This is a genomic window from Paenarthrobacter sp. 10L412, from assembly GCF_056395565.1.
This window is the reverse complement of the sequence record NZ_JBFTJT010000011.1, coordinates 98,007-123,389: the sequence shown is the minus strand read 5'-3', so window position 1 is coordinate 123,389 and position 25,383 is coordinate 98,007. Positions and strand designations below refer to the sequence as shown.

Here is a 25,383-nt window from a genome sequence, read left to right as displayed (position 1 = left end):
TCAAGGGCCCGTCCCAGCGGGCGGGCGGCTCCGCCCATGGTGAGTGCCGCCGTCGGGCTTCACTTCTTCTGATTGCGGCGGAAGGGCATCCCCATAGTGCCGGAGGAACAACTCTTCCAGCGACGGTGGAGCGACCAGCAGGCCCTGAACTCCCAGACGGCCAAGAAGCGGCAGGACCTCGTGGACACGGTCCGAATCGGCATTGAACTTGATCCGGCCTGCGGCCAAGGTGAGGTCGTGGACTTGGGAAAGGCTTTGGAGGGCTTGGACGTCCACCTGGTCCTGCGCGAAAGAGATCCCTGTGCGGGTCAGGTGGCGCAGGGAGTCCAGAGTCCCGCCGTCAACGATCCGACCTGCCCGGATGATGCTGACACTATCGGCAAGCTGTTCCACCTCGGAGAGAATGTGGCTGGAAAGAAGGACAGTGGCCCCTTTCTCGGCGACGAGCCTCCGGATCTCGCGAGTAAAGACGGCCTCCATGAGGGGATCCAGGCCGCTTGTCGGCTCGTCCAGAAGGTAGACCTCGGCGTCGGCAACCAAGGCTGCGATGAGCGCAACCTTCTGGCGATTTCCCTTCGAGTAGGCACGGCCCTTCTTGGTGGGGTCAAAGTCGAAGAGCTGGCACAAGCGCTCCTTGTTGCGTCGATACCCAGCGCGATCTGTCCCGCCGTCCCGAAGCCGCGAGAGGAAATCAACGGCCTCTCCCCCTGAGAGATTCGGCCAGATGCTGACATCGCCCGGGACGCTGGCAACACGCCGGTGGAGTTCAACGGCGTCAGCCCATGGGTGCAATCCAAGGACTCTCGCACTGCCGGACGAGGCCCGTGCCAGGCCCAGCAGGATACGCAGCGTAGTGGACTTCCCAGCACCGTTCGGGCCGAGGAACCCGTGGACTTGCCCCGCGGGGACTTCGAGGTCGAGGCCGTCCAGTGCCTTGACCCGGCCGAAATTCTTATGGAGATCGGTGGTCTGGATGACAGGGTCCATGGAGCCGACGTTACGCAGAATCGGCGCCCCTGTGAAGGAAGACAATAGGGACATGAATTCCACCGTGTTTCACCCTCGCCACTGCGTGCGGCCCGAACTGCCGTGAGTACGTTCGTCCTGATCCCGGGAGCCGGCGGGACAGCCTGGTATTGGAGCCGGGTGGTTCCGCTGCTGGAGCGTGCCGGACACGAGGCCGTCGCGGTCGACCTCCCTGGGGACGACGAACGTGCTGGCCTGCCGGAGTACACGCGACTGGTTCTGGACGCCATTGGCGCCCGCACCGACGTCGTGCTCGTGGCCCAATCACTGGGCGGTTTTACCGCGCCGTTGGTCTGCGACCGTGCGTCAATCATCCGCGAGCTCGTCCTCGTCAACGCGATGATCCCAATGCCGGGCGAAACCCCTGGCGACTGGTGGGCGAACACAGGTTGGGACGCCGCGAGGGAGAGCGCTGCTGCGGCCCACGGTTACAGTCCCGAGTTCGACGTTGCCACAGATTTCCTGCACGACGTTCCACCGGACGTCGCTGCAGCGGGTGAACCGTATCAGCGGCCGGAAGCCAATGCGGTCTTCGAATCAGTCTGCGACTTCACGGAGTGGCCCAGCATCGCAACAAGGGTACTCAGCGGGAGGGACGACCGGTTCTTTCCCGTGGAATTCCAGCGCCGAGTGGCCAAAGAACGCTTAGGACTCACGCCCGACGTCATCGCAGGCGGCCACCTGCTGGCCTTGGCAAACCCGGAGGGCGTAGCGAAGTACCTGCTGCGGGGCTGAGCCGCACTGCCGGAGATGCCCGCGGGAGGTCGGTCCCAATGCGGGATGTTCACCAAATTCACCCAGTTATCCAAATTCACCAAATTCACCCAGATTCACCTGTAGGATCGGGCCATGGTCATAACAGAGAACCCATTTCGCCCTACGGCAGGGGCAACCCCTCCGGAGATCATCGGCAGGTCAGGGCTCCTGGACGAGTTTGAATACGGCCTCAGGCTAGGTTCCGGGGCTCCTGGCCTGCTGTCCATCTTTACCGGCGCCCGCGGCATCGGCAAGACAGTTATGCTCGGGGCAGCCCACGATGTAGCCAGGGAACATGGTTGGGCTGTGATTTCGGAGACGGCGACCGGCACGTTCATGGGGCGCATAGGTGAAAAGATGCGTCGCCTTACCCAAGAATTGGGGGACGGACCCGACGCGCGACGACGCATCACGGCAGTCACAGTCGCTGGGTTTGGCGTTACGACGCAACTATCACCAGAACGGCAGGTCGACTGGAGGGAGCTGGGAGAGAACCTCCTCCAGCTTCTGGACGCAAACGGAACTGGCCTCCTCATCACAGTGGACGAGATCCACGCCGCCGACCGTTCCGAACTGGCCCAGTTGGCTGCAAACGTACAGCACTTCATCCAAGACCGGCTGCCAATAGCTCTGATTTTTGCTGGCCTACCCTCGGCTGTGTCGGACCTTCTGAACGAGGGAGTTGCTACTTTTCTTCGCAGGGCCGACAAGATTGATCTCCATGCCGCCGCGATACGGGATGTCGAAGCGTCGTTCACCGAGACATTCGCTCGGGCCGACATAGCTATCGCTCCCGACCAGATTCACCGCGCCGCCGTTGCGACTGGTGGCTACCCATTCCTCATTCAATTGGTCGGCTACTTTCTCTGGAGGGAGGCTGAGAACCACGACGATTCCCTTACTCCGGCTGCTGTCGACCGGGCAACAGAAGCAGCAATCCGACGAAACGAACGCGTTGTGATTGAAGCTGCCCTTTCGTCGGCGTCCTCGAAGGACCTGGAATTCCTACACGCCATGGCAATCGACGATGACATTTCGACGATCGCCGACATCGTGCAGAGAACTGGCTCGCGACCCACGTTGGTGGCCAAGTACCGCACACGACTGCTGGATGCTGGTCTCATCGAATCAGCCGGTCACGGCAAAGTTGTCTTTGCCATCCCGGGGCTACGGGAATACCTGCGGAAGAATCCCCGTCACTAGGGCACGCCTAAGGCTGGGCCTTGACCGACGTCTCCAGCGCTGCACTTGCCGACGTTTTCCGGCGCAGAACGAGCGTGATTCCACCGGCCGCCGCAGCGACCAGCAACGCAATCAACCCGATAGTCCAAGCGTTCAAGCCTTGTGACGTGTTGGAAGCTGTGGCGGCTTCCTGGGCTTCCGGCTCCACGGACACGATGTCACCCGGATTTGCGCTGCCAGCCGGAGGAGGGGGAAGCGCGGGTAGGCCAGTGGCTAACGCACCCGTCTCGCCCGTTGCGGGGATCACGACGGCGGGTGCCGATTGCCACGGCACCAGCGCCGGGGCCGGGGCCGGGGCTGATCCGGTCAACTGGTGAACGGCGACCTGCGGCACGCCACTAAGCGGTAGCGCTCCTTCAGCAGCTTGGACTGCTCGTGCCTGCCGCGCGGCCTCCGCCTGCCGTGCCGCTTCTGCCTGCCGTGCCGCCTCAGCCGACTTGGCAGCGTCGGCCGCCGTCCCGGCGTCGAGCGCTGCTTTGTCTGCCAGTCCGGCGAGTTCGGCGATCGTCGCGTTGACCAACGCTACGTGGGCGGCCGTGGCCTTGTCACGCTCGGCGGCGGCGGCTTTTCCGCCAATCATAAAGGCCTGAAGGTCGGCCCGACTGCCGTCGAGGGCGACACTGGAAGCTGCCCGCATCTCCGGTGTTGAATCCAAGGCGAACGTCGCTTGGACCCGACTATCCAGGTGCAGCGCTTGATCGAATCCGTATTCCAGGAAGTAGCGGACATCCGCGTGGTTGGCGGAACTGAGAGCGGCGTCGGCGGCTGCGTTTACATGCCCAGCGCCAAGGTGGAGAAGCTGGTAGACACGCTGCCGGTCCGCGCCCAAAGCCGAGCCATCAAGTTTGATCGCCGCCGCGTAGCCACTGGAGATGAAGGCCTTGATCGCGGGGTTCCCCGCCAAGCAGAGCGGCCTCGGCGGCCTTCTTCACCTTCGGGGTGCCGGTGAGCGCCAGATCCAGCGTGGCTTGGCGGGCTTCCTTGATGTGGGCATCGAGATCGGTTCCCGGTGCAGTAAGGGTTGCCAGTAGCTCCGGAGTTTCGCGGGCCGCCTTCGCGAAGGCGGCCTTTGCTGGCTCCTCGGATGTCAGCAGCGCCATGTCCGTGGTCTGCCGAGGCGAGGCCAACGATGAAAGGAAGTCCCTGTCCGCGATGAGGCGCGATGAGTCCGCCGATCTGGCAGCAGCTGCAGTGCTCCGAGCCTGCCCGACGGCGGTCCTCGCCCTCTCAGCCGCGACGGCAGCCCCGTTCGGGTTGGCTGCGACGTCTGCCTTGACCTGCTGCAGCAGCGCGGCTATTGCCTCTGACTCAGTGTGATGGTCTGAGACGAGAAACTGCCCGTAGCGCAGGAAGTCAGCGATTGCATCAGGGCTGTTCGTATCGAGGGCCGCCTGAGCTCCGAGAGTTACCTCAGGCACGGGTGAATTAGTCAGGTAGTAAACCGCCTCCCGATCCTGGCCTTGGGCGATCTTCCGCCAGCCCTCAAGCACGAACTGCTCGATGGCTTCCCCGCCGGCGTCCAAACTGTCGGAAGCGGCCTTGCGGATTGCTCCCTCCGAGTCCAGGAACCATGTCGCAGTGATCCTCAGATCAAGTTCCCAGGCACCCGCCCAGCCCTCGGACAAGAAGGCAACCGTTGCGGCATCGGAGATGAGAGCCGCTTCCGCGGAAGACCGTACGTGCGCGCTTCCCCGCTTCGTCGGCTTGGTTACCAGCTCCTTGCGGTCCGTTGCCAGCGCAAGGTCCTGTCCGCCGTCAAGGAATGCCTGCACGGCTGCGGGCCCGCCCACCAAGGCAAGCTGGGCCGCCGCCCGTGTCGCCGGGCCACCTGTCCTCCACAGATCAAGGACACCGGCCGCATTAACAGCCCGCGCTACGAACGGAACAGGAGCCTGTGAGGCGAGGGGAATCTCAAAGTCAGGAACGTCATGCGCCTGGGCGGGGGCTGCGAAGAGCAGTGATGCCCCAGCCATCAAGGCAACAATGGCCGCGGTCCAACGATGGCGGGCAGCACGGATGGAAGCAGCGCCGAAAACAGACATCAAAGAGTCCCCCAAGAAAGATGCGATGACAGTGTCCGAGCCATCCGGCGGCGATGAGGCTTCAAGAAGTACCTGTCGAGGTGACTAGCTGTCCGCGGACATCGTATCTGAGATTCGACTGTGACTCCTGTCGCACTGTCTGCGATCAAAGACACCAAACCCCCGTGAGGCCAATCACAGGGCGGCCAAAAGTGATCTGCTGGATAGCGATCCCCTCCCAAAGACGAGAAGGTTTTACCATGCAACAAACCATGCTGGCTTCGAAGGACACCGTCCTCCAAGCCGCCGGTACGGCACTGAGCCGTGGCCTCAACGTCCGTCACATCCGCTTTATGGCACTCGGATCCGCGATCGGCACGGGACTGTTTTACGGTTCTGCTTCCGCCATACAGAAGGCCGGCCCCGCCGTCCTTTTGGCCTACATCATCGGCGGCGCAGCCGTTTTCATGGTGATGCGCGCACTTGGCGAAATGGCCGTCCGACACCCCGTCTCCGGCTCATTCGGCCAATACGCGAGCAAGTACCTTGGACCGTTCGCCGGCTTCGTTACCGGCTGGACGTACGTGTTCGAGATGGCGATTGTGGCCATTGCCGACGTCACAGCCTTCAGCATCTATATGGGCTTCTGGTTCCCACAGGTGGACCGCTGGATCTGGGTCCTCGCGATCATTCTCTTCCTCGGTGCCATGAACCTGTTGAGCGTGAAGGTCTTCGGTGAACTGGAGTTCTGGTTCTCGCTGATCAAGGTGGTGGCGATTATCGCCATGATCGTCGGAGGCGCAGCAATCGTCGTTTTCGGCTTCCAAACGGGCGACGGCGGCGGTGTGGCACCGGGGTTGGGGAACCTGGTTAACCACGGCGGTTTGTTCCCGAACGGTTTCGAAGGGCTCCTGGCCGCGTTCGCCGTCGTGATGTTTGCTTTCGGTGGGATCGAAACAATCGGCATTACCGCTGGCGAAGCTGCCGATCCCAAAAAGGTCATCCCGCAGGCAGTCAACACTGTGCCAGTCCGCGTCCTGCTGTTCTACGTCCTGACCCTGGGCGTGTTGATGAGCATCTTCCCGTGGAACGAAATCGGCAGCAGCGGCAGCCCGTTCGTGCAGATCTTCGACGGCCTGGGTATCCCTGCTGCACCGCACATCCTTAATGCCGTGGTCATCACTGCGGCCCTTTCCGCTATCAACAGCGACATCTTTGGAGCCGGCCGCATCCTGTTCGGTCTTGCCCAGCAAGGTCATGCTCCGAAGAGCTTCGGCAAGATCTCCAGGCACGGCGTCCCCTGGATGACCGTGGTGATGATGGGCGGAATCCTGCTGGTGGGCGTCCTGCTAAATGCCGTGATTCCCGAAGACGTGTTCGTGCTGATCGCCTCGATTGCTACGTTCGCCACAGTGTGGGTTTGGGTGATGATCCTTGCTTCGCACGTTGCCATGAAGGGGGAGATCAAGCGCAAGGGGCTTCCGGCATCGGAATTCGGTTCGCCCCTGTGGCCGGCAGCGTCGATCCTGACCATGGCGTTCATGGCTATGGTGATCGTGATCCTCGGGGTCTTCGAGGATACGCGGGTAGCCCTATATGTCGGCGGTACCTGGCTGATCCTCCTGTTCGTCGCTTACAAGCTATGGGTTCGCGGTGGTGGCCTGCGTCGTGCAGAGCTCGTGGACGAGACGGCCTGATACCCGCGCCTAAACTGCAGTTAATGCCAATGTTCGCGCGGAACATTGGCATTAACTGTCAGCTCGTGAGGGGGCTCGGCTCAGATGGCAGCAGCAGCGGAGCGCACGGCCTCGGACAAGGCAGTTGCCGGGCGCCCGATCAGTTTCCTCAGATCACCGGTGGTCACCAAAAGGTCGCCGCGGCCAATGCCCAGATCGGTGTCGGCCAGGATCTGTGCGAAGCCTTCCGGCACCCCTGCGCCCGTCAGGAGATCGGCGTATTGGTCTGCCGGGAGGTCGCGGTATTCGATGGACTTGCCTGATGCAGCGCTAATTTCGGCGGCCAGCTCGTCCAAGGTAAATGCCTCGTCACCGCCCAACTCGTAGATCTTGCCGGCCTGGTGCTCCGCAACCAGAACCGCGGCCGCAGCTTGCGCGTAGTCTGCGCGGGAGGCACCGCTAACCTTGCCGTTTCCGGCACTGCCCGCAAGCGCGCCCTGCGCCAGTGTTCCCGGCAACTGGTCGGTGTAGTTCTCGATGTACCAGCTGTTGCGAAGGAGGACGAAGGGGACGCCGGATTCTTTGAGGATGGATTCAGTGGCCTGGTGCTCTGTAGCCAGCTTCATGCGGGTGGTGTCTGCGTTGGCAATGCTGGTGTAGGCGAGAAGCTCCACACCCTCGGCTTTTGCCGCCTCGATAACCGTGCGGTGCTGCTCTACCCGCTGGCCGACGGCGCTTCCCGATATGAGAAGGACCTTGGTGGCACCTTTAAGCGCCTGGGCGACCGACGCAGCGTCGTCGTAGTCCATTGCAGCGGCGCGAACGCCGCGCGCAACGAAATTGGACAGCCTTTCGATGGAGCGCCCGGTGGCGACAATGCTGTCAGCCGGAACATTGCGTTCAAGGAGGGCCTCTATGACGTGACGGCCCAGCTGGCCTGTTGCTCCGGTAATGACGATGCTCATGACTGGTTCCTTTCAAGGAAATTAATGGGACGGTCACCGATCACAACCAACGCTTCCGCAGATAACTTCCCGAAAGAGAGTACGCACTTTAAGGTAAGGTACTGACATGAAAGTAAGTACCCTCCCGGCCACCGTCGCCGACGGCGTCTTCCCTGCCGGCTGCCCCAGCCGGACAGTACTGGATCACATCACCAGCAAATGGGGAGTGCTGATCCTGCTTTCGCTTTCCGAAGGCGATCAGCGATGGAGCGAACTGCGCCGACGTGCTGAGGGCGTCAGCGAAAAAATGCTGGCCCAAACCCTGAAAACGCTCGAACGGGACGGGCTGGTACGCCGCGACGCACAACCCGTCATCCCGCCGCGCGTGGACTACAGCCTGACTGAACGCGGCCGCGAGCTCACGGCACTCCTTATACCCCTGGTGACCTGGGCCTTTGATAATGCCGAGGCAATCATCGGCGGCCAAAGTTAGCCTGGATCTCCGCGCCGAAACTACAGTTAGTGCCAATGTTCGCGCGGAACATTGGCACTAACTGTCACCTCGGCGAAGGGATGGTGGGGGTTACCGGGCCGACCACCCGCCGTCCATGGTGTAGCTCGCGCCGGTGACCATACCGGCGTCGTCGGAGGCCATCCAGGCTGCCAACGACGCGACTTCCTCAACCTCCACCAGCCGCTTTACTGCCGACTCCGTCAGCATCACCTTGGCCAGGACCTCTGCCTCGGGGATGCCGTGGAGCCGGGCTTGATCGGCGATTTGTCGCTCCACCAAGGGCGTGCGGACGTACCCGGGGTTGATGCAGTTGGACGTCACTCCGCGCTCACCGCCCTCCAAGGCAGTGACTTTGCTGAGCCCTTCGAGGCCATGTTTCGCGGAGACGTACGCACTCTTGTAGGCCGAAGCCCGGAGCCCGTGAACCGAGGAGATGTTGATGATCCGGCCGAACCCATTGGCGTACATGTGTGGGAGTGCGGCCCGGATGAGGAGGAAAGGAGCCTCCAGCATCAGGGCGAGTATCCGCCTGAATTCAGCAGGTTCGAACTCCTCGATCGGCGCTATTTTCTGGATGCCGGCGTTGTTGACCAGGATGTCGCAGTCAAGGCTGAGGGCGGCCAGGGCATCGACGTCCAACAGGTCCACTATCCACGCCGTGCCGCCCAGCTCGTCGGCGAGAGCCGCAGCCCCGGAGGCATCGACGTCGGCCACTACCACCTTCGCCCCGCGGGCTGCGAGCGCACGGGCGCAGGCTGCGCCGATTCCGCTCGCAGCACCGGTGACCAGTGCTTTGCGCCCGTTCAAGGAGTTGTCCATGGAACTAGCCTTTCGAAGGTGAAGACGTAGTCAGACCGTGTCGCACGGCGTCGGCTTCGTCCACGTCCTGCAGCGCGATGCCCTTGGTTTCCTTCAGCGAAACGACGGCGACGACGGTGACCGCGCAGGCGATGACGAGGTAAATCGCGGTGGGGAGCCAGGAGCCGGTGTCCTTGAGCCACTGCGTTGCCAGCAGCGGAGCGAGGGACCCTGCGAAGATCGACGTAACCTGTGAGCCGAGCGAAACACCGGAGTAGCGCATGCGGGTGGGGAAGAGCTCGGACATAATTGCGGGCTGGCCTGCGTACATGAACGCGTGCAGGCATAGGCCGATGGTCACCGCCAACACGATCACCACGGCGTTTTTGGTATCGAACATTGGGAATGCGAAGAACGGCCATGTTGCGCCGGCGATGGCACCTACCAGGTACACGGGCTTGCGACCCCAGGCGTCAACAAGACGTCCAACCTGCGGGATGACCAGGAAGTGGATCACGTGCGCAATAAGCAATGCGAGCAGCAGCGATGACGTGTCGTACTTATGGACGCTCTTGAGGTAGACGATTGCGAAGCTGACCACCAGGTAGTACATGATGTTCTCGGCGAAGCGGAGACCCATGGCCTGCAGGATGCCCTTGGGGTATTTGCGGATGACTTCGCCAACGCCGTAGCTGATGGCCTTGGATTCCTCCACCTGGGCCTTGGCTTCGAGGAAGATGGGTGCCTCCGTGACGTGGGTGCGGATGTAGTAGCCGACGAAGACGATCACTGCGGACAGCCAGAAGGCGACCCGCCAGCCCCAGCCGAGGAATGCCTCGCTGCTCAGGGTGGTGGACATGATGAACAGGACCAGCGTGGCCAGGAGGTTACCCACGGGCACTGCCGCCTGCGGCCAGGATGACCAGAAGCCGCGCGACTTGTTGGGGCTGTGTTCAGCTACCAGGAGCACGGCACCTCCCCATTCGCCACCGAGCGCGAAGCCCTGGATGAAGCGAAGCGCCACCAGCATGGCCGGTGCAAAGTAGCCCAGCTCGGCGAAGCCAGGGAGGCAGCCCATGAGGAACGTGGAGACGCCCACGATCACAATGGTCAGCTGGAGCGTGGGCTTGCGACCCAGTTTGTCGCCGATCTGGCCGAAGACGATTCCGCCGAGCGGGCGGGCCACGAAGCCAACCGCGTAGGTCAGGAACGCCTGGATGATGCCGTCCAATTCGTTGCCGGTGCTTGGGAAAAAGTATTTGCCGAAAACCAGCGTCGCGGCGGTGGCGTACAGGAAGAACTCGTACCACTCCACCACTGTGCCCACCATGGACGCAGCGACGATCTTCTTAAGGCCGGAGCCCTTGCCGGATTGGTTCCCGGCCTTTGATGTGGAGCGCTGCTCTACGCTCATATCCATCTCCTCAGTGTCCTCGTTGACCCTTTTGACAGTGCCCTGATGCATGCTGTGATCCACAACACGAAATGCTCCACTGAGTATTACTGCAGATTCATCCGGCCTCAATGACCAAAGTGGCACCGAGTGTGTGCAGAATTGCAGATATGAAGCCCAATCCGGACGATCTCCTCATCCTCCTGGCCGTTTCACGCTCAGGAAAATTCACGACGGCGGCGCAAGCCTTGGGCCTGAACCACACCACCGTTTCGCGCAGGATAGCGGCGCTGGAAAAGGCTCTGGGCGGCCGCGTCCTCGCGCGCGCCGCTGGCGGCTGGGAAGTGACGGAGTTGGGGGCAGAGGCCGTACTGGTCGCTGAACGCATTGAATCTGCGGTGGGCGCACTGGGACCCAGCGACGGCGCACCCGACCCCATTACCGGCGTCGTCCGCATGACGGCAACCGATGGTTTCAGCGCCTATATAGCTGCGCCTGCCGTGGCGAAACTGAGACGCGACCATCCTGGGCTCAGCGTTGAGATTGTCACCGTGACGCGGCGGGCGCTTCAGCAACGCTCGGGCCTGGACATCGAGGTAGTGGTCGGGACGCCACAGGTTCACCGCGCAGAGGCAATCCGCCTGGGCGAGTACCGCCTGGGAATGTACGCCTCGCGGGACTACCTCGCGGACAATGGCACGCCGGGCAGCATTGAGGAACTGACGCAGCATCAGTTGGTCTACTTCGTGGATTCCATGCTCCAGGTGGATGATCTGGACGCTCCACGGAGGCTCGTCCCGTCCATGCGCGATGGCCTGAGCTCCACCAACGTGTTCGTGCATGTGGAGGCGACGAGGGCGGGTGCAGGCGTGGGATTCCTGCCGTGTTTCATGGCCGATCGCCACGCAGATTTGGTGCGGCTCCTGCCATCCGACTTCGCCGAGCTGCTCCCCTACTGGATGGTCCTCCGCCCCGACTCGATGCGCCGCCCAGCGGTAGCCGCCGTCGTGCAGGCTCTGCGCGAGGAGACGGAAGGGCGGCGCGAGGAGCTACTGGGCTGAAGCCGCCGGCGGATCGTGCCGAACCGGGGTCCCGGCGGCGAAGGCCCGCACTTGGGCGTCGTTCCAGATGTGTGCAGGGACGGCCCCGCCCAAGAGCTTGCGGGCCAGGGTTGGGTCGTCGCCGAATGGCACGTGGCTGCCGGCCATGATCATGTTTCCGTAGCGGCGGCCTTTCAGCATGGCGGGGTCCGCGATGATCATGGTGTGCTCAAAAGTATCGGCGATGGTCGCAGCATCAGCGCGTGCATTCTTCAGATCCGGCGCGTCGCCCGAGTTGACCACGTACAAGCCATCGGGGGCCAGGACGGCGTCGGCGTGGGTGTTGAACTCGCGGGTGGTGAGGGCGCGCGGCGTGAAGGCTCCGGCGAAGACGTCCCGGATGATGAGGTCCCGCGTATCAGGGGTCAGGGACTCGGTCACTTCCCGTGCTTCACCGACGCGGATCCGCAGCAGCGGCGCCTTGGGGAGTTCGAACCAGGCGCGGACGTACTCGGCGAGCTTCCCATCGAGCTCCACAACCACTTGCCGCGCATCCGGGTACGCCGCGTTGAAGTATCGCGCCATGGAACACGCTCCCCCACCCAGGTGCAGGACACGGAGTTTTGGCTTGGCCTCCCTCGGCCATCTCGATTCCACCAGCGCAGCAATCCAGCGCATGTATTCGAAGTCGAGGAACAGTGGATCGGCGAGGTCAATGTGCGAGCTCAGCACGCCATTGATCTTCAGGAGCCAGCCGTTGTTGTTGTCAGGATCGGGAAGCAGTTCGCAGTCGCCGGTGTCGATGTAATAGACGCCTTCTACCGGACCGTCAGGCCGGGTGCCGTGAGGCACCTCGATGACTCCCGCCGTCGACCTTCCCGCCCGGCCGGACTTGCCTGCCTTGCTGGATTTACCGGGTTTGGCCACTAAAACCGCCCTGCCTGAGTCATGGTTCCAGCCTAGTGGAGGAGCGCATCATCGCGTTCCACGGGAGCATTTAATAAGGGTGCTTACCATTTAGTGTCATTGGGCCATAAGATCTCTTCATGGAAGCTTTGGGATCGGTTTGGGTGGAGGTGTTTACGGTCGCGTTCGCCTGGCTGACCGTGGTCTGCCTACTGATTGCCCGGGTGCCCAAACCGCCCAGCCTCCTGGAGGAACCCCTCGAGGAGGAACCACCCGGCAACACGGAACCGGCACCAGTAGCCCGGCAAGGACGGCTACGCCATCTCCTTGCCAAGCCACGCGCTGCCCGGCGTACCAGGCCACGCCACCATGAGCGGGCAACGCCCAACGCCTGACGGCTCGGTCTCCAGACGTTAAATCCCGACGGCGGGCCGCACCATCCGATGTTCCGGAAGTGAGTACCACGAGGGGTCGCAAAGCTGCCGCTTGCCGTCGGGCACGAAGCCGTTGCGGCGGTAAAAGGCCTGGGCCCGCGGATTATCGTCCAGGACCCACAGATATGCCGGACCGTCACCCAGGAGCGCATCCAACAGCGCCTGACCCACACCGCGGCCATGAATCCGTTGGAGGGTGTAGAGCATGAACAGCTCCACGTCGCAGGGGCTGTCCTCGTCCCTTCCGGGTCCTGAAGCCGCAATCCCTACCAATCCACCATCGGGATCATGGGCCAGCATCCGCGGATGGCCTGCCGCGATCGACGCCCTGTACCTCTCGATCCTGTCCGGCAGGGCAGCTTCCTGCTTTACGAAGAATTCCGGCGGCAGCAGATGCCCATAACTTTCCCGCCACGACTGGACATGCATGATGGTCATGGCTTCGGCGTCGTCAACCGTTGCCGGGCGCAGCGTGAAATCCATCGGCTACCGCACTCGGGCGATAGCGAAGCCGTCCCAGCCCTTGCTGCCCACAGTCTGGATTGCGGTGGCATCAAGACGCGGGTCCTGGCCCAGCGTTTCCAAGGCTTTGACGATGCCCGGCGCGTTTACCTCGTCCCGCTCAGGCTCCAGGATTGAGCCGTCCCAGATGACATTGTCGATCACGATCACCGTGCCCGGGTGGCCAAGACGGATGGCCCAGTCAAGGTAGTTGGCGTCGTTCTCCTTGTCGGCGTCGATGAACACAAAATCGAACGATTCCTCGTTTACCAGTGTGGGAAGCGTGTCCAAAGCGGCACCCACCCTGATGTCCACCTTGTGCCCCACTCCGGCCGCGTCCACATTCGCCCGCGCGACGTCAGCATGCTTTTGGAGGTACTCGCACGTCACCAGCCTGCCGTCGTCGGGAAGCCCCTGCGCCATCCAGATACTGCTGAAACCGGCCAAGGTGCCAATCTCCAGGACGTGCCTTGCACCGGATAACTGCACCAGCATCTTGAGCAGCTTGCCGGCGTTCGGCGCCACTTCAATCTGTGGCATGCCCGCCTCGACTGCAGATGTCAGGGCGCGCTTATGGGCAGGATCAGGACGCACGACGACGTCAGTCAGGTAATGCTCGACGTCAATCCAACCGGGTTCAGCCACGTGTTCAATCATGGCCCCCAGTCTTGCACTGGTCACTGACAGGGGAAAGAGCTAGTCCGTGGTGGAAATAGCTTCTTCCAAACGCTCCACCTTGCCAGTCAGCTCACCGCTGTAACCGGGCCGGATGTCCGCTTTGATCACCAAGGAGACGCGGCTGCCGAAGCGGCCCACGGCCTCCGTGGCCCGCTTAACGACGTCAAAGACCTCGTCCCATTCGCCTTCGATGGTAGTGAACATGGAGTCCGTCTGATTCGGCAATCCGGATTCCCGGACGATCTTAACCGCAGCGGCGACGGCGTCGTGCACGGAGGCGTCGGGGGCGGGTCCGCCGTTGGTGGCGGATGCGGGCTGGCCTGAAGGGGCGACTGAGAATGCAAGCAACATGAAATCCAGTGTTTCACGTACTGGTTTGTCACATAACGGCCTACTCCCGCGTAACAAGGGGTCAACCCCGGTCCGTTGCTACCCTGACAAGCATGGAACAGCCCTCCGAACGCAAGCCCCTCAGGGCCGACGCTGCACGAAATGTGGACAAAATCATCACCGCAGCCCGGCAGTGTTTCCGGGAACACGGCCCCGAAGTTCCCCTGCAGACCATCGCCGCCACGGCAGGAGTGGGTCCGGCAACGCTGTTCCGCAACTTCTCCGATAAAGAACAATTGGTACTTGCGGCCCTCTCCCGCCAACTCCGCCAGCATGTAGATCCTGTTGCGGACGCATCCCTCGAAGGCATGGATGCCGCCGAGGGTCTCATCAACGTCATCGATGCCGTCATGCAGGTGGCGAGCGAAGACGCCAACCTGCTGGACGCCGTCGCAGGCCGACGCGGACTCCTCATGGGCATAACCGGCGGCCTCATCGGCTCCATGGCCACGCTCCTGGAGCGCGGTCAAGGTCAGGGTTCACTACGCCGCGACATCACCATCGAGGATATGGTCCGGCTCTTGGCCATGCTGATCGGAGCCGTGGACACCATGGAACCCGGTTCCGAAGCCTGGAAGCGTCCTGTGGCGCTCATTGAAGATGCCATCCGGACCGAACGTCCGTCCCGCCCGCTCCCGGAACAATCACCCATCCCGGGCGTGACCCTGACGGAGGACGTCTAACTACCGCCAGCGTTCACTCCCAGCCAGCGTCTGTAGCAAGGCCGTAACCAGCATCTGGAGGTAGGCCGCAACCGGGTCCAGGGTGGGATTAACGCCCGGGTTGGCCGGCCGTCCGTCGAGCTCAAGCCGTCAGGAGCTGGCTATGACCCACCACATCAGCGCGATGATCAGCGCCCACCCGAGCGGAACCAGCGGGCTGGACAGGGAGAAGCTGGCTGAATGTATCGACGCCTGCTTTGAATGCAGCCAAGAGCACCGCCGCTGCCGACAGGCGGCTCGCCGGAGCAGTCGTCTAGCGAAGCGGCGCGGCAAATTGGGTCCGTGGTACATTCACCAAGCGAGAGAACGCTCTTATTCAGAGGGAGCAGAATGACCGGTACGTGACCACGCACCAGTCCTTTTCCCGTCTGTGGATGGTTTCAGGTCGAATCCTGGCAGGAGAGCGACCGAGAAAACAGGAGGGTAAATGCTCATGGCTTTACCCTCCTGTTTTCTATGCTTTGGTTGACATTCTGGTTCTAGTCGAACTTTCCGCCGTGTCTGTTGCGGGCCGAAAGATCAGGTCCGTCAGGACACCAGCGATCAGCGCCAAAGTGAAGAAAGAGACTCCACCCATGACAAACGAGACGGCCACAAGGCCGGTGGGAGCTGCATGGACCGCGTCAAAGAACAATCCGCCACCTATTGCCGCAACGATAAGGGTTGCCAGAACAACACCCCGGACACTTCTGGTTATCGTGAATTTCCAATACGTCGCTATCACGGCAAGCCCGAACAGGATAGCCCCGATCTGGATCTCCCAAGGAAACCTTTTGACAACGGAAAGGGCTGGCGCGCCGGACAAATCAAAAAGGTAGCCCTTCGTCATTCCTTCCGCCTGGATTGAAAGGTAGCCAATAACCAGAACAGTCACGACTGTCGATGCGGCGGCAATGAGGTGCTTAGCGTATGTCAGGGGAGACAACGCCCTCCTTGAATGGCCGGATGATTGTGTTGAACTGGAACTTGACTGCACTATTGCTCCTGCCGAGCTCGACCTGTTGAGGAAGCGTGGTGTTTCCCGTTTGAACGATGATGTGCGCAGTGTCCCTGCCAGTCAATGCGCCGCTAGGTGTGGCCATGGCCCTAAGTGGAGCCGTGTCGACATCCCCTGGGAGGAGATACGCTTCGGTCGTCCTGACCGACGTGCCGTTTTCTTGAACTCCGACACTGACCCCTCGTTGAACGAACTCTTGCTTGGGTAGGCAAGACGCACCGACTAGGCCCGACTTGCCCGTGGGTTGGCTAATGACGCAGACCTGTTGACCCGTCGCATCGAGAGCCACCGAGTACCTTCCGAGGGCGTTCTGCGCGACGACCCTCACCGTCGAACGATCGAACTCTGCCGCGAGCTGCCGCGGGAGGCTGTTGGCTACGTTCAAATCCTCCCCTGTTTGGGGTTGCGAGATCGCGGGAACCAACGTTGCGTTGTCCAGAGGCGTTATGGGTTGTGCCATGGAGGGTGAAATCCCCATTGCAAAAGCAGCCAAGGAAAGACCTCCGGTGATGATGATTGCTGTTGAGCGCTTCTTCATTTCCTGCCTCCGTACCAAATTATGTCCATTGAATTCGTCAACGTCAGTCCTTGAACTGTTCGCAGAGAGTTTGCGGCTGTGCGTTGGGCATGTCCGCGTTCGCGTTCCACCAGCATTGCTCGAAGGCGCCGTAGTTGGGCGAGTGGTAGTAGCCCGCCCAGCCTCCGGCAGCGGCATACATGCTGTTTAGCCAGTACCCAGTCGCCCCGTCGAAGGTTGCGCTGTATTCGGTGGGATTTAGAAAGTAGGCACCTGGTTGGCCAACGTTGACGCGTCCGCCTGAGTCGGTGCCTGATATACTCGACCATTTTTGATTCTGGAAGCTGTAGCCGTCCTTGTACCGATAATTCCAGTACGCCTGCGCAGCGGGAGATCCGACCATAATCATGGCGGCCGCGACTCCGGCGATCACCGCAATGCGTGCGCGTTTGAATGGCTTAATTGCACGAAACAAGTTTCCCTCAATTCCCCAAAATGTCACCTCCCCAGTGAGATAACTGCACCGAGTATATGCACGGCCTCGTAATAATACAATCGCTGGAGAAATCATTCCGGGAGATCCACCGGTCCGCTGGCGTTTAGCCGTGGAAACCATTCCGTGCCCTGCCGATGAGGCCCTGGACGTACAGCGGGCCCCCGGCTCCCGGCTTTCCTTTCGATTTTGAGCTGCAACGCGGAGTTCGCGTGAACTGAGTCAGCCTCGAATCTGCGGCGGGCAGTACGACCTGCTGGCAAGCCATGATTAGACGTCGACACCGGGGGGTGGCAAGTTTGAACATAAACCTCCCCACAAATCGGTGCGATGTTTTGAGGAAACATGACGCGGAAACGCGAAAATTTTCTTTAATTAAGCAAATATTCTCGTACTCGGCCACCTAAGCCGAGGTATTTGACATTAGGCATTTGCAAGCCTTGGATAGATTTTGGGAACTTCCGCGACTCCCGTTCATCCATATTATGGGGCGCAATATTCGTTCATGACGGATCTCCTTTCAATGCTGGCGATTGAACGTGGTGAAGTGATCGAGGCGCGCGGTCATACAACCGACCAAAAGCCTCGGCCGGAACCGTCCGATGTAGATCTGACCTTCTTCACGGTCGCAAAGGCCGACGAGTTCCGGGGTCTTGCGCGTGAGGTGTTCGCTGAGCTGGGCTTCGAAGTGCAGGTCCACCCTGACCACGCCATTGATGCAGAAGGCCGCGGATACGGTTTCTGGAACGTGGCTGCAAATTGCCATAACCAACCGGAGTCAGAGTGGCGGGACACCATCCGACAGCATCTCCAACGAGTGCTGGCAAGCTTCGAGGCAGCAGATCCCTTCGAGGAAATGTCCCTAGAGGAAGTGGGCCGTCAAACCTATGCTCGCCTCTGTGAGGAATCCAGTCTTCCCAGCCTCGAGGTCTACCCGCATCGGGAGTTCGCTCCCGGGGTCGTGGAGATGCTCGCTCTGGATCTTCCTGAAACAGTTGCAGTCTTCAGCCATGACCACGCCAGAAAGTTCGGCGGTTGGGAGGCTCTGCGGTCGCAGGGGATGACAAACCTACGTGCTCTGGACAATGAACAGCTTGAGACCCTGTAGGCGCCAGGAGAAGGGACCTTCACGGCCCTGCTCAGTGACTCGGTCTACACAGCCAGCAAAGCCATGCTGCTGCCGGGGCTAGCGACGGAGCTGACCGGACAGCAGGTCCGTGAAGACCTTGGATGGTTGATGAGCGTGCCGAACCGGCATCAGCTCGTCTGGCACATCATCGACAGCGACAGCGTCATCACAGCGCTCAACGGCATGGCCAGTTCTCGAAGCTACATTGCCACGCGGCTGACGGGGCCTAGCTGCAGTGAAAAAGAAAACCCAGCCAGTCTCACCTAAAGCCGGCTAGCCCCAGCCGAGCAGCCTCAGCAGTGCCGCTGCGGCAGCACCGGAAAAAACCACCACCAGGAACGGCGCACGGAGCCAAAGAGCGACGGCGGCCGCCGCCAGTGCGCCAATGCGCGCGTCCAATACCAAACCCTGTCCGGACGCGAGGGCATTCACCACCGTGAGAGACGCCAGCAACCCAATGGTCATGGTGCCTGCGATGTGCATGATCCTGGGACTCTGAAGCAGCTTGGCCGGGACAAAGTAGCCCACCAGTTTGGTGAGGTAAGCAAGAGCGCACGCGATGAGTATCCAGAGCCAGAGGTTCATTCGGCTCCCCTTTTCCCGCCGCGGTGGTGTCCGTGCGCGTGGTCTCGCATTTCTGCGTATGGGTCTACGTCCGGTTCAAGTCCCTCATCCATCCGTGCATGGCTGAACCAACCGATCACACCGGCCACCAGCGCAGCCACCAGAATGGGAACGCCGGAGGGAACAAACGGCACGGCGAGAATGGTCGCAAGAGCGCAAGCAGCGGCAATCGCCCAGGGTTCGCGCCCCTTCAGCCTCGGCCACAGCAATGCCAGGAACGCAGCAACTGCAGCCCCGTCCAAGCCCCACTGCTTGGGGTCACCCATCGCATCGCCGGCCAGGGCACCGATGGCAGTGAAGATATTCCAGAGAATGAATATTCCGATACCGGCGGTCCAAAACCCGCGGCGTTGCTCGTCGGGATCCGACTGGCCGGACGCCGTCGCCGTTGACTCATCGATGGTGACATGGGCTGAGATGTAGCGACGCCACCCACGTGGACGCAGCATGGCATTGATCTGCATGCCATAAATGCCGTTACGCAGCCCGAGCAAAGCGCTGGCCGTCATGGCTGCCACCCCGGACCCCCCACCTGCCACTACGCCGATGAATGCGAACTGCGAGCCTCCACTGAACAGCAAAAGACTCAGCACCATTGTTTGCCAGAAATCGAAGCCTGACGCCACAGAAAGTGCGCCAAAGGACACGCCGTATAAGCCCGTGGCAATGCTCAGCGACACGGCAATCTTGAACGCTGGCGACTCCCTGAGTTTCAAGGGAACTGCTGGACCTCCACTCACTTCCGCAGGCTCCAGGACCACAGGATGAGCGGAACCTGAAGAGGCAGCCTAAGGGTGTGCATGCGTCGTTGGCTGGGCGTGCCGTTGGGACCATATGCACGGCGGAGGGCATCAATATGCCCTGCGAGGAATACGGTAAACATGGCTGTCGTAGCGTCGGCAGCCACTTTGCGGGTGGCCGGGATGAGAAGCCCGACGGCGGCCGTCGCCTCGAGCAGGCCGCTGGAAGCGACCCATTCCTCACGGGACATAAGAGCCAGTGAACCATTCGGCTGGCTTCCCGGCTCGTCCACGCGGCACAAATAGTCAGGTACCACCGGGTAATAGAACCCCGGGGTGCGGAAATGCTTCATGGCACTGGCCAGGAGAAGTGCGCTCAGACCGATGGCAGAGGTGGTTTGGGTGGCACGGGCTGACCAACGGAATGACATGAGACCACTCAATCACAAGCGCGGTGGGCCACCCTAAAATGTACCCAACTGGGTCGCAGTTGAGCGCGTTTTGGGGGCCCAAAACGCGCTCAACTGCTACCTGGTTGGGACCTGAAGCTGGGCCAACACCTGCGCGGGTTTGTTCGTGGTGATTTCATGGATGCCCAATCCCTGGCACAGAGCTACGTCCTTCTCCGAGTCCACGGTCCAGACCCTGAAGACGCTCCCGGATTCCAACCACCGTTGCACGTTGCGGGCGTGTTCCCTCACGTAGTCGATGCCCGGTCCGGCAATTCCCACCTCACCATGATCCAGGATGCGTTCAGCCTCCAACTGGGTTGCCTTCATGACGTTGGCCACCGCACCTGCCGTGATCGGTCCCAGACCCAGCTCTTGCCGAAGCTCCTGCACGGAGAAATTGTCCACCAACTGGCAAATGTGCTGGGCTGGGACCGTCTTCAGCAGGTGTTGGATCGAGTCGGAATCGAAGCTCATGAAGGAGACCTGAATGTTCTCCAGCCGGGACTCCCCGGGGGTCCATCCCTCACTGAGCAGCACGTCCAGAACCCTGTCCTCAAGATTGAGCTGGTAGGGGCTGGGGTGCTTGAGCTCGATCGCCAAACCGATCTCGCGCCCGGCCCCGCGCAGAATGTCCAGCAGTTCCGGCAAGGTGAGGAATTGATCAGCGATCCCGCCGTACGCATCCGGTATCCGGGCACCCTTCCAGGAGGAGAAGTCCAAGGCCCGGAGTTCCTCGAGGGTCTTCTCCGAGACCGGTCCGGTGCCCGTGGAAGTGCGGTCCAGGTTGGCATCATGCAGAAGGACGACGTGCTGGTCCCGGGTCAAGTGAACGTCGCACTCAACGCCATCAGCTCCGTCCGCAATCGCCTTGAGGTATGCCGCACGTGTGTGTTCCGCGAACGCAGCACTGGCACCGCGGTGTGCGTAGACCTTGGGCCGGCGAGGGGCGGATTCGTCGCTAGTCATGCAGCCACGGTAGCCCACGCGGCTGCACGCACGGGGCTACGCTGGGCTAATGCAGGTGAACTCTGAACAAATCCCAGCCGAAGACGTCACCAACCACGCCCAGCCAGCCCAAGCGACAGCTTCCGGAGCCACTCAACCGGGATCCGCCGTCGTCGGCCGTTCTGCCGGAGACGAGGAAAAGGCAGCCGCGCTGCGCCGCATGAAACGGCTGGCCCTGGCGCTGTTGATAGGCATGGCCGTTGTGTTCATGGTGGCGTTCGCTTTCCAGAAGCAGTACCCGTGGCTTGAGTATGTAAGGGCTGCCGCCGAGGGTGGCATGGTCGGCGCTTTGGCTGACTGGTTCGCGGTCACGGCACTGTTCAAGTACCCCATGGGCTTGAAGATCCCGCATACAGCCATCATTCCGCGCCGGAAGGACCAGATCGGCGAATCGCTGAGTGAGTTCGTGGAGAGCAACTTCCTGTCCCAGGAGGTTGTCCAGGACAAGTTGGCGAGCATTGATATTGCCCGCAAGGCCGGCCGGTGGCTATCCGGACCGGGAGGCGCCGAACGTGTGGCCAAGGAAGGCGGCGCGATGATCCGCGGCGCGTTCACCGTGCTGAATGACGACGACGTGCAGGCGGTAATCGAGGGCATGGTCCGCAAGCATCTGCTCACCCCGCCGTGGGGACCGCCCGTGGGGCGGATGGCGGAACGGATCTTCGCTGACGGGCATCACCACAAGTTGGTGGACCTCTTGGTTGATCGTGCCGCCGATTGGGTGGATGCGAACCATACGACGGTGAACCGGCTGGTTTCGGACCGTTCGCCGGTGTGGGTGCCCACGTTCGTGGACGGGCTGGTGAGCGACAAGGTGTACGTCGAACTCCTGAAGTTCATACGTGCGGTGCAAAATGACCAGAACCATCAAGTGCGCAAATCGATCGACGCCTACCTGACGGACCTGGCGCAGGACCTGCAGCATGATCCCGCCATGATCGAGCGCGCCGAGACCATCAAGGCCCAGATCCTTGGCGATCCTGAAGTCCGGGAACTGGCCTCGCGCACATGGGGAACAGTCAAGAATGCGCTGCTCACCGCCGTCGACGATCCCGACAGTGAGCTCAGCCAGCGGTTCAAGAGCGCCGTCCGCGACTTCGGTTCCCGGCTGGTCAACGACGACGAGCTCGCAGGCAAGGTCAACACGTGGATCGGCGATGCCGCGGGCTACCTGGTGAACACCTACCGATCGGACATCGCCGGCGTCATCTCAGACACGGTGGCCCGATGGGATGCCGAGGAAACGTCCCAGAAGATCGAGCTGCAGGTGGGCAAGGACCTTCAGTACATTCGCATCAACGGAACGGTTGTGGGTGCCCTGGCTGGCCTCGCGATCTTCACGGTGGCGCACCTGCTGTTTGGCTAGGCGGTCAGTGGCGTACGCGGGAACTCCTTTTGCGCAGTCGATTTTCTCACGAATCGCCATTTATGAAAAAATCGCGGCATTCATTTCTCACTACCCAGCATCAGTGAGAAAACCTGCCAGTGATCTTTTCAACTCAGCCCAGCAAATGAACCATCTGTCCCGGACGCGCTTGGCCCAGCAGGTCCAGATCTTCATCGCGAACAACTGCGATCACGGGGGACTTGCTCGTCGGCGGGTGTCCGGCCAGTGCAATGACGGGAAAGCCCGACGGCGGCAGCAGGACCGAGCCTGACAGCAAGGGTTGTGCCTGGGGTGCTGGAGTCGCGGCCGGCCCAGCGGTGCCCCCCACGCCAGCGACGCCCGTCACCCCAGCTGGCTCAAGTGGGCGCCCCACCAACCGGGCACCTACCCGGTCCGATTCCTGCGAGAGGATCCATGGTTCGCTGGTCAGCCGAAGCCAGGTGCCGGCGTCGTAATTTTGGGCTTGCGGACCGCGCTCCACCCGGGCGACCACCGGACGTTCGGGGTCCAGGGCCCGACGCGAGGCGTGGTTCTCAGCAGGAATATTGTGGCCGTGGGGGCGCCCGAAAGTCAGCGTGCCGCCGGCGCGAAGGGGTTCCGCCTGGGATTCGATGCCACCCTGAACGGCCAGGTAGTACCGGATCCCGAACAGCGCCGGCCCAAACTCCAACACCGCCCCAGGGCTGACGCGAACAGCCTTGTTGAAAGGCAGTTCGGCGCCGTTGAGCTTGACCACGCCTTCCGCGCCGGTGACCGCCAGGGCCGAGGCCGTGACGAACCGAAGCCGGAGACCACCCAAAAGTATCTCCAGGCCGCCCGCGGAGGTCGGGTTGCCCAGCAGCGCGTTGGCAAGGTGCAGGGAAGCCCGATCCAAAACCTGGTCAGGTGCAAGGGCCAGGGTCGAGGGGCCCGGATCAACAGCAATGGCACCCATTACAACCTCCTCAAGAACCTCGTCTGCAAGGTGCGTTCCAGCCCAAACTAGGCGAACGCATCAATCTCCACCCCTGCCTCCTCCAAGCCTGCCCGAACGGCCGCGGCCATGTTCACAGCGCCCGGAGTATCACCATGGATGCAGAGGGAATCGGCACTTACCGGGACAACCGTTCCGTCCACGGCTACCACTTCCTTCCGCGTCGCGATTCGAACAGCCTGGGCAACCACCGCGGCGGGATCGTGCAGCACGGCGCCTTCCTCGGATCGCGGGACCAGTGTGCCGTCAGGAAGGTACGCCCTGTCCACGAATGCTTCCCGGAAGACGGGGTGTCCGGATTCCTCGGCCAGCTTCAGCCATGCTGAGCCCGGCAATCCCAGCACCGGCAGCCCGGGATCGTAGGCGTGGACTGCAGCAACTACAGCCTCAGCTTGGTCGGGATCGTGGACGATCCTGTTGTACAGCGCGCCGTGCGGTTTGACGTAATCCACGGACGCTCCCACCGCATGGGCCATCCCGTCCAGGGCGCCGAGTTGATAGAGGACATCCCCGAACAGTTCGTCGAAGGTCATGTCCAGCGAACGCCTTCCAAAGCCGGCCAGGTCCCGGTACCCCACGTGCGCGCCAACGCGAACGTCGAGTTCGAACGCGGCACGGCAGCTGTCCAGCATGGTTAGGGGATCTCCTGCGTGGAAACCACAGGCCACGTTGGCGCTGCTCACGATGCGGAACATCGAGGCGTCGTCGCCCATGGTCCAGGAGCCGAACGACTCCCCCAGATCAGCGTTGAGGTCCACTGTTACCGCCTTCCAGCGTCAAATCGTTGTTGTTGGTCTCGTCGGTGGGTGCGCTTGCGAGCAGTTCGCCGGGGATCGTATCGGGCAGGGGCCCAAACGCTTCCTTGGCAGTTGCAACTACGGCGCGGCCCATCATCAGGTTGCCGGCACCACCCACCACGGCACCCACACCAAACGGCAGGGCCCGTCCGAGGAACGCAGAGCCTTGCCGCTTCAGGAGGTTCTTCAGGAACGCCCGCTGGATGGCATCCCGAATGACGCCAAAGCCGCTGCCCGGGATCTTCTTGGTGAGTGTCGTTCCCCATGCATTGGTCACGCCTTTGCCTCGTCCGAGAGACTGGCCGCTCAGGGCTCCCAGCAGCGAGGTGCCTTCCTCGCCCAGCATGATGGCCATGACCATCGTCCGTGCGCGTTCCGGATCCGTCAGCCGGATGCCGTGCAGCTCCGCCAGCGTCGACGCGTAGAGTGCTGTCGTCTCCAGAAACCCGACAGTTGCAAGGGCAGAGAGACCCAGCGAAGCTGCTGTTCCGATACCGGGCACGACGGCGGTAGCCCCCACTGCGGCTCCCCCGCCTGTGATGGCGGCCAGGTAGTCGCGCTCCAGTTTCGCGGCAAGCTGCGCGGGAGTTGCCTTTGGATGCCGGCGCTGCATTCTGCGCAGGTTTGCCAGGACAAGTGGCCGCTGGATTTCGACGGCGCGCAGCAAGACATTGTGTACGCCCGGCTTGGTGTTGCCTTGGGCGTCGAATACTGCGTTATGGGCTGTCTCTTGGGCGATTTTCACCGCCGGGTTGGGTCGCTTGGGCATCTTCACCTCTGCATGGCAGTTAGTCGTTTCGCGGAGAACTACTGCGTTCAGCCTATGCCACTGCCAGCTTTGTTTGGCCCGTTGAGAGGCCTGTTCTGCGCGTTTCCGGGCGAGGATTCAGCGCAGAGCGGACCTCTCAAGAGAGCCGACCCGGCGTAGACTTGGGTGCACTCACGGAAGCAGTCCAAGCAAGGACAGGGAGTATCCGTAATGAACGCAAACGACAAGACAGAACACATCATCCGGCACCACACCGACGCTCCTGCAGAGGGAGAAACGGAGGGCTGGGTTTCGCACGATACCGGCATCCACAGCCAGGATCCTGCCGAAGGTCCGGACATCGACGACGACGACGACGCCCCGCCGTCGGGCGCTTCATAATGTGCATGGCTTCCTGACCTTCATTGAGACAAAAAGGGACCCAGATCGCGGGAAAAGTGCGGCTTTGGCCCGCAAAGA

30 protein-coding genes are annotated in these 25,383 nt (G+C 61.8%); 12 read left to right on the top strand and 18 right to left on the bottom strand.

The features are described 5' to 3' along the window. Positions 1 to 987, bottom strand: coding sequence for an ABC transporter ATP-binding protein (locus tag AC1DD7_RS16735; protein ID WP_477515923.1), 987 nt, complete (start codon positions 985 to 987; stop codon positions 1 to 3). A 102-nt stretch (positions 988 to 1,089) separates the two neighbouring features. Here AC1DD7_RS16735 and AC1DD7_RS16730 point away from each other — a divergent pair, with 102 nt between their 5' ends. Both AC1DD7_RS16730 and AC1DD7_RS16725 read left to right on the top strand, forming a co-directional pair. Next, entirely contained in the window at positions 1,090 to 1,761 is a 672-nt protein-coding gene (locus tag AC1DD7_RS16730; protein WP_477515863.1) for an alpha/beta fold hydrolase, read from the top strand. A gap of 114 nt (positions 1,762 to 1,875) precedes the next feature. Beyond that, on the top strand, positions 1,876 to 2,985 hold the full coding sequence (locus AC1DD7_RS16725) for an ATP-binding protein (RefSeq protein ID WP_431117688.1): 1,110 nt from the start codon (positions 1,876 to 1,878) through the stop codon (positions 2,983 to 2,985). 7 nt (positions 2,986 to 2,992) lie between these two features. Here the strand turns inward: AC1DD7_RS16725 and AC1DD7_RS16720 are convergent, their stop codons facing one another. Continuing rightward, the gene (locus tag AC1DD7_RS16720; RefSeq protein WP_477515862.1) at positions 2,993 to 3,928 is read right to left on the bottom strand and encodes a hypothetical protein; all 936 of its coding nucleotides are present in this window, start codon (positions 3,926 to 3,928) and stop codon (positions 2,993 to 2,995) included. After that, positions 3,864 to 5,066 (bottom strand): ALF repeat-containing protein, encoded by a 1,203-nt coding sequence (locus AC1DD7_RS16715; protein WP_477515861.1) that lies wholly within the window; start codon positions 5,064 to 5,066, stop codon positions 3,864 to 3,866. The genes AC1DD7_RS16720 and AC1DD7_RS16715 overlap by 65 nt, the downstream gene beginning before the upstream one ends. Positions 5,067 to 5,305: 239 nt before the next feature. Between AC1DD7_RS16715 and AC1DD7_RS16710 the strand changes: the two genes are divergently transcribed. After that, positions 5,306 to 6,742, top strand: coding sequence for an amino acid permease (locus AC1DD7_RS16710; RefSeq protein ID WP_477515860.1), 1,437 nt, complete (start codon positions 5,306 to 5,308; stop codon positions 6,740 to 6,742). An 80-nt stretch (positions 6,743 to 6,822) separates the two neighbouring features. On the opposite strand, the gene AC1DD7_RS16705 is transcribed toward AC1DD7_RS16710, so the two are convergent. Continuing rightward, entirely contained in the window at positions 6,823 to 7,686 is an 864-nt protein-coding gene (locus tag AC1DD7_RS16705; RefSeq protein WP_477515859.1) for an SDR family oxidoreductase, read from the bottom strand. 106 nt (positions 7,687 to 7,792) lie between these two features. On the opposite strand from AC1DD7_RS16705, the gene AC1DD7_RS16700 reads away from it, so the two are divergent. Next, complete coding sequence (locus tag AC1DD7_RS16700) at positions 7,793 to 8,158, top strand: winged helix-turn-helix transcriptional regulator (RefSeq protein WP_091464815.1); 366 nt, start codon at positions 7,793 to 7,795, stop codon at positions 8,156 to 8,158. Between the two features lie 90 nt (positions 8,159 to 8,248). Here the strand turns inward: AC1DD7_RS16700 and AC1DD7_RS16695 are convergent, their stop codons facing one another. Together AC1DD7_RS16695 and AC1DD7_RS16690 are read right to left on the bottom strand one after the other, a co-directional pair. Then, positions 8,249 to 8,998: a 3-hydroxybutyrate dehydrogenase gene (locus AC1DD7_RS16695; protein WP_477515858.1), complete on the bottom strand. Its 750-nt coding sequence runs from the start codon at positions 8,996 to 8,998 to the stop codon at positions 8,249 to 8,251. A 4-nt stretch (positions 8,999 to 9,002) separates the two neighbouring features. After that, complete coding sequence (locus AC1DD7_RS16690; RefSeq protein ID WP_477515857.1) at positions 9,003 to 10,391, bottom strand: MFS transporter; 1,389 nt, start codon at positions 10,389 to 10,391, stop codon at positions 9,003 to 9,005. A gap of 149 nt (positions 10,392 to 10,540) precedes the next feature. On the opposite strand from AC1DD7_RS16690, the gene AC1DD7_RS16685 reads away from it, so the two are divergent. Further along, the gene (locus tag AC1DD7_RS16685) at positions 10,541 to 11,431 is read left to right on the top strand and encodes a LysR family transcriptional regulator (RefSeq protein ID WP_477515856.1); all 891 of its coding nucleotides are present in this window, start codon (positions 10,541 to 10,543) and stop codon (positions 11,429 to 11,431) included. Here the strand turns inward: AC1DD7_RS16685 and AC1DD7_RS16680 are convergent. Further along, a complete protein-coding gene (locus AC1DD7_RS16680) occupies positions 11,420 to 12,337 on the bottom strand; it encodes a spermidine synthase (RefSeq protein WP_477515855.1) in 918 nt (305 codons plus the stop codon). The two genes, AC1DD7_RS16685 and AC1DD7_RS16680, sit on opposite strands and share 12 nt — an antisense overlap. Positions 12,338 to 12,456: 119 nt before the next feature. On the opposite strand from AC1DD7_RS16680, the gene AC1DD7_RS16675 reads away from it, so the two are divergent. Further along, positions 12,457 to 12,711 carry a hypothetical protein gene (locus AC1DD7_RS16675; RefSeq protein WP_477515854.1) on the top strand — a complete coding sequence of 85 codons (255 nt, stop codon included), beginning with the start codon at positions 12,457 to 12,459 and terminating at the stop codon, positions 12,709 to 12,711. A gap of 18 nt (positions 12,712 to 12,729) precedes the next feature. On the opposite strand, the gene AC1DD7_RS16670 is transcribed toward AC1DD7_RS16675, so the two are convergent. From AC1DD7_RS16670 to AC1DD7_RS16660, 3 genes are read right to left on the bottom strand one after another with little or no spacing between them, the layout of a single operon-like run. Next, positions 12,730 to 13,233 (bottom strand): N-acetyltransferase family protein, encoded by a 504-nt coding sequence (locus AC1DD7_RS16670; protein ID WP_477515853.1) that lies wholly within the window; start codon positions 13,231 to 13,233, stop codon positions 12,730 to 12,732. Positions 13,234 to 13,236: 3 nt separating this feature from the next. Next, the gene (locus AC1DD7_RS16665) at positions 13,237 to 13,908 is read right to left on the bottom strand and encodes an O-methyltransferase (RefSeq protein WP_477515852.1); all 672 of its coding nucleotides are present in this window, start codon (positions 13,906 to 13,908) and stop codon (positions 13,237 to 13,239) included. A gap of 39 nt (positions 13,909 to 13,947) precedes the next feature. Beyond that, entirely contained in the window at positions 13,948 to 14,280 is a 333-nt protein-coding gene (locus AC1DD7_RS16660; protein WP_477515851.1) for a thiamine-binding protein, read from the bottom strand. Positions 14,281 to 14,372: 92 nt separating this feature from the next. Between AC1DD7_RS16660 and AC1DD7_RS16655 the strand changes: the two genes are divergently transcribed. Both AC1DD7_RS16655 and AC1DD7_RS16650 read left to right on the top strand, forming a co-directional pair. Beyond that, on the top strand, positions 14,373 to 15,002 hold the full coding sequence (locus AC1DD7_RS16655) for a TetR/AcrR family transcriptional regulator (RefSeq protein WP_477515850.1): 630 nt from the start codon (positions 14,373 to 14,375) through the stop codon (positions 15,000 to 15,002). A 652-nt stretch (positions 15,003 to 15,654) separates the two neighbouring features. Further along, positions 15,655 to 15,888, top strand: a complete 234-nt coding sequence (locus tag AC1DD7_RS16650; protein ID WP_477515849.1) for a hypothetical protein — start codon at positions 15,655 to 15,657, stop codon at positions 15,886 to 15,888. Positions 15,889 to 16,619: 731 nt separating this feature from the next. On the opposite strand, the gene AC1DD7_RS16645 is transcribed toward AC1DD7_RS16650, so the two are convergent. Further along, a complete protein-coding gene (locus AC1DD7_RS16645; RefSeq protein WP_477515848.1) occupies positions 16,620 to 17,030 on the bottom strand; it encodes a hypothetical protein in 411 nt (136 codons plus the stop codon). A gap of 523 nt (positions 17,031 to 17,553) precedes the next feature. On the opposite strand from AC1DD7_RS16645, the gene AC1DD7_RS16640 reads away from it, so the two are divergent. Both AC1DD7_RS16640 and AC1DD7_RS16635 read left to right on the top strand, forming a co-directional pair. Then, positions 17,554 to 18,156, top strand: a complete 603-nt coding sequence (locus AC1DD7_RS16640; RefSeq protein WP_477515847.1) for a hypothetical protein — start codon at positions 17,554 to 17,556, stop codon at positions 18,154 to 18,156. A gap of 129 nt (positions 18,157 to 18,285) precedes the next feature. After that, positions 18,286 to 18,444: a hypothetical protein gene (locus AC1DD7_RS16635; protein WP_477515846.1), complete on the top strand. Its 159-nt coding sequence runs from the start codon at positions 18,286 to 18,288 to the stop codon at positions 18,442 to 18,444. A gap of 6 nt (positions 18,445 to 18,450) precedes the next feature. Here AC1DD7_RS16635 and AC1DD7_RS16630 read toward each other — a convergent pair whose 3' ends face one another. The 4 genes from AC1DD7_RS16630 to AC1DD7_RS16615 all read right to left on the bottom strand — a co-directional run bounded on the left by AC1DD7_RS16630 (position 18,451) and on the right by AC1DD7_RS16615 (position 20,959). Then, positions 18,451 to 18,762 (bottom strand): AzlD domain-containing protein, encoded by a 312-nt coding sequence (locus AC1DD7_RS16630; RefSeq protein ID WP_477515845.1) that lies wholly within the window; start codon positions 18,760 to 18,762, stop codon positions 18,451 to 18,453. Then, the gene (locus AC1DD7_RS16625; RefSeq protein WP_477515844.1) at positions 18,759 to 19,541 is read right to left on the bottom strand and encodes an AzlC family ABC transporter permease; all 783 of its coding nucleotides are present in this window, start codon (positions 19,539 to 19,541) and stop codon (positions 18,759 to 18,761) included. Before AC1DD7_RS16625 ends, AC1DD7_RS16630 begins: the two co-directional genes overlap by 4 nt. Continuing rightward, positions 19,538 to 19,972 carry a DoxX family protein gene (locus tag AC1DD7_RS16620; RefSeq protein ID WP_477515843.1) on the bottom strand — a complete coding sequence of 145 codons (435 nt, stop codon included), beginning with the start codon at positions 19,970 to 19,972 and terminating at the stop codon, positions 19,538 to 19,540. The genes AC1DD7_RS16625 and AC1DD7_RS16620 overlap by 4 nt, the downstream gene beginning before the upstream one ends. Before the next feature lie 96 nt (positions 19,973 to 20,068). After that, positions 20,069 to 20,959, bottom strand: coding sequence for a glycerophosphodiester phosphodiesterase (locus AC1DD7_RS16615; protein WP_477515842.1), 891 nt, complete (start codon positions 20,957 to 20,959; stop codon positions 20,069 to 20,071). Positions 20,960 to 21,008: 49 nt separating this feature from the next. Here AC1DD7_RS16615 and AC1DD7_RS16610 point away from each other — a divergent pair, with 49 nt between their 5' ends. Beyond that, positions 21,009 to 22,364, top strand: a complete 1,356-nt coding sequence (locus tag AC1DD7_RS16610) for a DUF445 domain-containing protein (protein ID WP_477515841.1) — start codon at positions 21,009 to 21,011, stop codon at positions 22,362 to 22,364. A gap of 133 nt (positions 22,365 to 22,497) precedes the next feature. On the opposite strand, the gene AC1DD7_RS16605 is transcribed toward AC1DD7_RS16610, so the two are convergent. From AC1DD7_RS16605 to AC1DD7_RS16595, 3 genes are read right to left on the bottom strand one after another with little or no spacing between them, the layout of a single operon-like run. Next, entirely contained in the window at positions 22,498 to 23,319 is an 822-nt protein-coding gene (locus AC1DD7_RS16605; protein ID WP_477515840.1) for a 5-oxoprolinase subunit C family protein, read from the bottom strand. Positions 23,320 to 23,366: 47 nt separating this feature from the next. Further along, positions 23,367 to 24,116, bottom strand: coding sequence for a LamB/YcsF family protein (locus AC1DD7_RS16600; RefSeq protein ID WP_431117654.1), 750 nt, complete (start codon positions 24,114 to 24,116; stop codon positions 23,367 to 23,369). Next, positions 24,100 to 24,924 (bottom strand): hypothetical protein, encoded by an 825-nt coding sequence (locus tag AC1DD7_RS16595; protein WP_477515839.1) that lies wholly within the window; start codon positions 24,922 to 24,924, stop codon positions 24,100 to 24,102. Before AC1DD7_RS16595 ends, AC1DD7_RS16600 begins: the two co-directional genes overlap by 17 nt. A 210-nt stretch (positions 24,925 to 25,134) precedes the next feature. Here AC1DD7_RS16595 and AC1DD7_RS16590 point away from each other — a divergent pair, with 210 nt between their 5' ends. After that, positions 25,135 to 25,305, top strand: coding sequence for a hypothetical protein (locus tag AC1DD7_RS16590; protein WP_477515838.1), 171 nt, complete (start codon positions 25,135 to 25,137; stop codon positions 25,303 to 25,305). Positions 25,306 to 25,383: the final 78 nt, after the last annotated feature.

Bases quoted from the DNA above. Each gene is read 5' to 3' on its own strand.
- AC1DD7_RS16735 (WP_477515923.1), bottom strand. From the start codon at position 987: ATGGACCCTGTCATCCAGACCACCGATCTCCATAAGAATTTCGGCCGG.
- AC1DD7_RS16725 (WP_431117688.1), top strand. From the start codon at position 1,876: ATGGTCATAACAGAGAACCCATTTCGCCCTACGGCAGGGGCAACCCCT.
- AC1DD7_RS16715 (WP_477515861.1), bottom strand. From the start codon at position 5,066: ATGTCTGTTTTCGGCGCTGCTTCCATCCGTGCTGCCCGCCATCGTTGG.
- AC1DD7_RS16710 (WP_477515860.1), top strand. From the start codon at position 5,306: ATGCAACAAACCATGCTGGCTTCGAAGGACACCGTCCTCCAAGCCGCC.
- AC1DD7_RS16705 (WP_477515859.1), bottom strand. From the start codon at position 7,686: ATGAGCATCGTCATTACCGGAGCAACAGGCCAGCTGGGCCGTCACGTC.
- AC1DD7_RS16700 (WP_091464815.1), top strand. From the start codon at position 7,793: ATGAAAGTAAGTACCCTCCCGGCCACCGTCGCCGACGGCGTCTTCCCT.
- AC1DD7_RS16695 (WP_477515858.1), bottom strand. From the start codon at position 8,998: ATGGACAACTCCTTGAACGGGCGCAAAGCACTGGTCACCGGTGCTGCG.
- AC1DD7_RS16690 (WP_477515857.1), bottom strand. From the start codon at position 10,391: ATGAGCGTAGAGCAGCGCTCCACATCAAAGGCCGGGAACCAATCCGGC.
- AC1DD7_RS16685 (WP_477515856.1), top strand. From the start codon at position 10,541: ATGAAGCCCAATCCGGACGATCTCCTCATCCTCCTGGCCGTTTCACGC.
- AC1DD7_RS16675 (WP_477515854.1), top strand. From the start codon at position 12,457: ATGGAAGCTTTGGGATCGGTTTGGGTGGAGGTGTTTACGGTCGCGTTC.
- AC1DD7_RS16670 (WP_477515853.1), bottom strand. From the start codon at position 13,233: ATGGATTTCACGCTGCGCCCGGCAACGGTTGACGACGCCGAAGCCATG.
- AC1DD7_RS16665 (WP_477515852.1), bottom strand. From the start codon at position 13,908: ATGATTGAACACGTGGCTGAACCCGGTTGGATTGACGTCGAGCATTAC.
- AC1DD7_RS16660 (WP_477515851.1), bottom strand. From the start codon at position 14,280: ATGTTGCTTGCATTCTCAGTCGCCCCTTCAGGCCAGCCCGCATCCGCC.
- AC1DD7_RS16655 (WP_477515850.1), top strand. From the start codon at position 14,373: ATGGAACAGCCCTCCGAACGCAAGCCCCTCAGGGCCGACGCTGCACGA.
- AC1DD7_RS16650 (WP_477515849.1), top strand. From the start codon at position 15,655: ATGGACCGCGTCAAAGAACAATCCGCCACCTATTGCCGCAACGATAAG.
- AC1DD7_RS16640 (WP_477515847.1), top strand. From the start codon at position 17,554: ATGACGGATCTCCTTTCAATGCTGGCGATTGAACGTGGTGAAGTGATC.
- AC1DD7_RS16635 (WP_477515846.1), top strand. From the start codon at position 18,286: ATGAGCGTGCCGAACCGGCATCAGCTCGTCTGGCACATCATCGACAGC.
- AC1DD7_RS16630 (WP_477515845.1), bottom strand. From the start codon at position 18,762: ATGAACCTCTGGCTCTGGATACTCATCGCGTGCGCTCTTGCTTACCTC.
- AC1DD7_RS16620 (WP_477515843.1), bottom strand. From the start codon at position 19,972: ATGTCATTCCGTTGGTCAGCCCGTGCCACCCAAACCACCTCTGCCATC.
- AC1DD7_RS16615 (WP_477515842.1), bottom strand. From the start codon at position 20,959: ATGACTAGCGACGAATCCGCCCCTCGCCGGCCCAAGGTCTACGCACAC.
- AC1DD7_RS16610 (WP_477515841.1), top strand. From the start codon at position 21,009: ATGCAGGTGAACTCTGAACAAATCCCAGCCGAAGACGTCACCAACCAC.
- AC1DD7_RS16605 (WP_477515840.1), bottom strand. From the start codon at position 23,319: ATGGGTGCCATTGCTGTTGATCCGGGCCCCTCGACCCTGGCCCTTGCA.
- AC1DD7_RS16595 (WP_477515839.1), bottom strand. From the start codon at position 24,924: ATGCCCAAGCGACCCAACCCGGCGGTGAAAATCGCCCAAGAGACAGCC.
- AC1DD7_RS16590 (WP_477515838.1), top strand. From the start codon at position 25,135: ATGAACGCAAACGACAAGACAGAACACATCATCCGGCACCACACCGAC.